The 4,975-nt window shown below is 69.3% G+C and carries 4 protein-coding genes and 3 pseudogenes; 6 read left to right on the top strand and 1 reads right to left on the bottom strand.

The annotated features are described in order from the left end of the window. A pseudogene (locus tag AOK17_RS23945) lies at window positions 1–480 on the bottom strand (SAM-dependent methyltransferase); the annotation flags it as partial. Between the two features lie 201 nt (window positions 481–681). On the opposite strand from AOK17_RS23945, the gene proS reads away from it, so the two are divergent. From proS to trmD, 6 genes and pseudogenes are all read left to right on the top strand, one after another. Continuing rightward, entirely contained in the window at window positions 682–2,097 is a 1,416-nt protein-coding gene (proS, locus tag AOK17_RS23940; protein WP_055614597.1) for a proline--tRNA ligase, read from the top strand. A gap of 260 nt (window positions 2,098–2,357) precedes the next feature. Next, window positions 2,358–2,635, top strand: a pseudogene (locus AOK17_RS52430) (hypothetical protein); the annotation flags it as partial. A 340-nt stretch (window positions 2,636–2,975) separates the two neighbouring features. Next, window positions 2,976–3,395 (top strand): 30S ribosomal protein S16, encoded by a 420-nt coding sequence (gene rpsP / locus AOK17_RS23930; RefSeq protein WP_055614596.1) that lies wholly within the window; start codon window positions 2,976–2,978, stop codon window positions 3,393–3,395. A 2-nt stretch (window positions 3,396–3,397) separates the two neighbouring features. After that, on the top strand, window positions 3,398–3,637 hold the full coding sequence (locus AOK17_RS23925) for an RNA-binding protein (protein ID WP_003973401.1): 240 nt from the start codon (window positions 3,398–3,400) through the stop codon (window positions 3,635–3,637). 106 nt (window positions 3,638–3,743) lie between these two features. After that, window positions 3,744–4,006, top strand: a pseudogene (locus AOK17_RS51315) (ribosome maturation factor RimM); the annotation flags it as partial. A 106-nt stretch (window positions 4,007–4,112) separates the two neighbouring features. After that, window positions 4,113–4,934 carry a tRNA (guanosine(37)-N1)-methyltransferase TrmD gene (gene trmD, locus AOK17_RS51310; protein ID WP_055614594.1) on the top strand — a complete coding sequence of 274 codons (822 nt, stop codon included), beginning with the start codon at window positions 4,113–4,115 and terminating at the stop codon, window positions 4,932–4,934. Window positions 4,935–4,975 lie beyond the last annotated feature (41 nt).

The following is a 4,975-nucleotide window of genomic DNA, read 5'->3' as shown; positions in this document are numbered from 1 at the left end:
CCCCACAAGCGGACGCGCCCCCGCCAGCAACTCACCCAGCCCTTCGGAGTCCCCGCCCACACACCCGATCGGCTCGAAGGCCGTCACCAGGTTGTACGCGGACGGCTCCAGGTCACCCGCACCGGACGCGAGGTCCGTCGGCTCACCGTCGACCAGCCGAGTCCCGGCACGCGCACGCGTGCCCCACGCCTGGGGCAGTAACCGCTCCCGTGCGAGAGCCAGCCGCTCGGGCGCGCCGGCATCGACACCGGTGACCCCGGCACCTCGGGAGGCCGCCATGAGCAGCGCGAGACCGGATCCGCAGCCGAGCCCCAACAACCGGGTGGCAGAGCCCACTTCGAGCCGCTGGTACACGGCCTCGTAGAGCGGGACGAGCATCCGCTCCTGAATCTCGGCCCAGTCACGCGCGCGTGCCCACGGATCCACCCGGGGCACAGTCCCCGCGTGAGGTTGGTGATGCCGCACGAGCGTAGGTGTCATCGAAAGCGCCCCAATCCGCCGAGAGTTGCTTCTTGTGCCCCGTTTCTCCGCCCCCGTGCAGTGCGCGCGCACTCCGCCCCCGTATGCCAGGAAACTCCGCGCTCGTCGTGGCGTCCAGGGGTTACGGAGCCCGGTTTGCGTGCCACCGGCGCGCGCCGCAAAAATTCACATACCGGCAACATGTGCCCGTACCATCGCGCCATGGCAAAGGCACCTGTTCTTACGCCTCGGGCGGACGATTTCCCGCGCTGGTACCAGGACCTGATCAGCAAGGCCGAGCTGGCCGACAACGGTCCGGTGCGCGGCACGATGGTCATCCGGCCCTACGGCTACGGGCTGTGGGAGCGGATGCAGCAGGAGATGGACGCCCGGATCAAGGAGGCGGGTGCCCAGAACGCGTACTTCCCGCTCTTCATCCCGCAGTCGTACCTGACGAAAGAGGCCGAGCACGTCGAGGGCTTCGCGCCCGAGCTCGCCGTCGTCACGCACGCCGGCGGCAAGGAGCTGGAGGAGCCGGTCGTCGTCCGCCCCACCTCCGAGACGATCGTCAACGACTACTTCTCCAAGTGGATCCAGAGCTACCGCGACCTCCCGCTGCTGATCAACCAGTGGGCGAACGTGGTCCGTTGGGAGATGCGCCCGCGCGTGTTCCTCCGTACGACGGAATTCCTGTGGCAGGAGGGACACACGGCCCATGCCACGTACGAGGACGCCCGGGACTACGCGGCGCACATCCACGAGAAGGTGTACGCCGACTTCATGGTGAACGTCCTGGGCATCGACGTGGTGCTGGGGCGGAAGACGCCGGGTGAGCGGTTCGCGGGGGCCGTCAACACCCTCACGCTCGAAGCGATGATGGGTGACGGCAAGGCCCTGCAGATGGGCACCAGCCATGAGTTGGGCCAGAACTTCACCAAGGCCTTCAACACCCGGTACCTGTCCAGGGAAGGCCGGGAAGAGCTCGTCTGGCAGACCTCCTGGGGGTCCTCGACCCGCATGGTGGGTGGCCTGATCATGTCGCACGGCGATGACAGTGGGTTGCGGGTGCCGCCGCGCCTCGCCCCCGTGCAGGCCGTGGTCCTAGCCATCAAGGGCGACGATGCGGTTCTGGCCAAGGTCCACGAGGTCGGCGACCGGCTGAAGGCGGCGGGCGTACGCGTCCGGGTCGACGACCGCACGGACACCCCGTTCGGCCGCCGCGCCGTCGACTGGGAACTCAAGGGCGTGCCCGTACGTATCGAGGTCGGACCCCGTGACCTGGAGAACGGCACCGCGATGCTGGCCCGCCGTGTCCCCGGCGGCAAGGAGCCGGTGGCGATCGAGTCCCTCGTACAGTTGCTGCCCGCCGTTCTCGAAGAGGACCAGGCGTTGTTGCTGACGCAGTCGCGCGAGCGGCGGGAGTCCCGGACGTCCGAGGTGTCGACGATCGGGGAGGCCGTCGAGGCCGCCGTCGCCGGCGGCTGGGCGCGCATCCCCTGGGTCAACCTCGGCGAAGAGGGCGAGGCTGAGCTGGCGGCGCACGCGGTGACCGTACGCTGTCTGGTCGCGGAGGACGGGTCGGTGCCCGGGAGCGACGACGCACCCGGTAACGTCGCCGTCGTGGCCCGCGCCTACTGAGCCCCGGCATTCCGCCGCGAGAAGGACCGAAACGCCTCTTGCGCATCTGATGACCGCAGGTGCCCCGGCGCGCGGACACCGTCTACAGGCCGCGGCGTACGAGTCACTACGTACCGGCTAGGTGTGAACTGCGAGGCTTCTCCGCAGATCAGCGCACCCGCCCTCGTCAGGACGCATCAGCGGCAACTGACGGGTACGTGCAAATTATTTGGGATGCCCCGGAATAGGAACACAGAGGCACCCCGGCTCGTTGTCATTACGTGAGCACGACACCACCTGTTCTCGCCGCAGAGCTGGCAGGGGCGTGGGCCGACATTCAGCGGCACCACCCCGAGCTGCCCGATCTTGCCGCGCCAGAGTCCCTGATCGGAGAGTCGTCGTCCGCCTGCGGACACGAGCTCTCCTTCGAACGACTGCTTCACGAAGCAGTCCACGGCATCGCCGCCGCCCGAGGTGTCCGAGACACCTCCCGCGCCGGCCGGTACCACAACCGCAGATTCCTCGCGATCGCCGAGGAGCTGGGCCTGGACCACCCGGANNGGCGCCGCAGCGGGGTGAGCGGACAGTCGTCGTAGCGGCGGGCCGTCGTGCCGCCGGGGTGTGCGGGAGAGCGCAGTGGCATCTCGTGGGTGCCGGATTGCGCAGCGGCCCACCTCGACGGCGACACCCGCGTGGGGCCCGATCGTGCCGCGGGCCGGTCATGCGCTGCCCGGGTCGAGGCCCCGGTCAGGGTGTGGCAGAATGGCCAGCTGTACTCGACAGCCGCACAGGACCCCTCTCTCCTCCGGCTGACGCGTCCATCGGGCACTCGGGTACCGCAACCCCACGCGGCAATTTCGTCGTGCCCAACCACGTCAAGACCAGGAGACACCACTCCAGTGGCAGTCAAGATCAAGCTGAAGCGTCTGGGCAAGATCCGTTCGCCTCACTACCGCATTGTCGTCGCCGACTCCCGTACCCGCCGTGACGGCAGGGCCATCGAGGAGATCGGTCTGTACCACCCGGTGCAGAACCCCTCGCGCATCGAGGTCGACTCCGAGCGTGCGCAGTACTGGCTGGGTGTCGGCGCGCAGCCGACCGAGCCCGTGCTCGCCATTCTCAAGCTGACCGGCGACTGGCAGAAGCACAAGGGCCTGCCCGCCCCGGCGCCGCTGCTCGTGGCCGAGCCGAAGGCCGCGCGCCCGCTGTTCGACGCCCTGGGCGGCGACGACACGGGCAAGGGTGAGGCCATCACCCAGAAGAAGAAGGCTGAGAAGAAGGACGAGGCTTCCGCCGAGTCCGCGTCGACCGAGGCCTGAGCATGCTCGAGGAGGCTCTCGAGCACCTCGTGAAGGGCATCGTCGACAACCCGGACGATGTGCAGGTCGCCTCGCGCAACCTGCGTCGCGGACGCGTTCTCGAGGTCCGGGTGCACCCCGACGACCTCGGTAAGGTGATCGGCCGCAACGGCCGCACCGCACGCGCCCTGCGCACCGTCGTGGGCGCCATCGGCGGTCGCGGCGTCCGTGTCGACCTCGTCGACGTGGACCACGTCCGCTGACGTAAAACGCAGCACCGGCTCGGGCCGGGGAGGGCCATTGGGCCGTCCCCGGCCCGTAGTCGTCTTACGCGGCCATGCCGTAGCCACACGACAGGAGATCAGGCAAGTGCAGCTGGTAGTCGCGCGGGTGGGCCGCGCCCATGGCATCAAGGGCGAGGTCACCGTCGAGGTACGTACCGACGAGCCGGAGCTGCGGCTCGCGCCCGGTGCCGTCCTGGCCACGGACCCCGCCTCGGCCGGTCCGCTGACCATCGAGACGGGGCGGGTGCACAGTGGCCGTCTCCTGCTGCGCTTCGAGGGCGTACGCGACCGGAACGGCGCCGAGGCGCTGCGCAACACCCTGCTGATCGCCGAGGTCGACCCGGACGCNNGACCGGGCGGAAATCGCCTCCTCCAGGGATGCCGAAAACCCCTCCGGGGACACCGAGAACACCTCCGGGGATGCCGAGAACACCTCCGCGGGAGACGAGGCGTAATGCGGCTCGACGTCCTCACGATCTTCCCCGAGTACCTGGAACCCCTGAACGTCTCGCTCGTCGGCAAGGCACGCGCGCGTGGACAGCTGAATGTGCACGTGCATGATCTTCGGCAGTGGACGTACGACCGGCACAACACGGTCGACGACACCCCGTACGGCGGCGGCCCCGGCATGGTCATGAAGACCGACCCCTGGGGCGACGCGCTGGACTCCGTCCTCTCGGACGGCTACGAGACGGGCTCCCACGGGCCCGTCCTGGTCGTCCCCACACCCAGCGGACGTCCCTTCAACCAGGAGCTGGCCGTCGAGCTCTCCGAGCGCCCCTGGCTGGTCTTCACGCCCGCCCGCTACGAGGGCATCGACCGGCGCGTCATCGACGAGTACGCGACCCGTATGCCCGTCTACGAGGTGTCCATCGGTGACTATGTGCTGGCCGGCGGCGAGGCGGCCGTCCTGGTCGTCACGGAGGCCGTGGCCCGGCTGCTGCCCGGAGTCCTCGGCAACGCGGAGTCGCACCGGGACGACTCCTTCGCGCCGGGAGCCATGGCCAACCTCCTGGAGGGGCCCGTCTACACGAAGCCGCCCCAGTGGCGCGGCCGTGGGATCCCGGACGTGCTGCTCAGCGGCCACCACGGGAAGATCGCCCGCTGGCGGCGGGACGAGGCCCTGAAGCGCACGACGGCCAACAGGCCGGACCTCATTGAGCGTTGCGACCCCGCGGCCTTCGACAAGAAGGACCGCGAAATGCTCTCCATCCTCGGCTGGCAGCCCGGCCCCGACGGCCGATTTTGGCGCAGGCCAGAGGCCGTGGAAGAATAGGCGGCTGCTGTACGTCGTCCGGCGTGCGCCCCTGCCACAGG

Source organism: Streptomyces phaeochromogenes (genome assembly GCF_001418655.1).
Classification (GTDB): domain Bacteria; phylum Actinomycetota; class Actinomycetes; order Streptomycetales; family Streptomycetaceae; genus Streptomyces; species Streptomyces phaeochromogenes.
The sequence above is the reverse complement of the archived record's forward strand: the minus strand, read 5'-3'. Positions and strand labels throughout refer to the sequence as shown.

Excerpts from the sequence above, each read along its gene's own strand:
- proS (WP_055614597.1), top strand. The coding sequence starts at position 682 with ATGGCAAAGGCACCTGTTCTTACGCCTCGGGCGGACGATTTCCCGCGC.
- AOK17_RS23925 (WP_003973401.1), top strand. The coding sequence starts at position 3,398 with ATGCTCGAGGAGGCTCTCGAGCACCTCGTGAAGGGCATCGTCGACAAC.
- trmD (WP_055614594.1), top strand. The coding sequence starts at position 4,113 with ATGCGGCTCGACGTCCTCACGATCTTCCCCGAGTACCTGGAACCCCTG.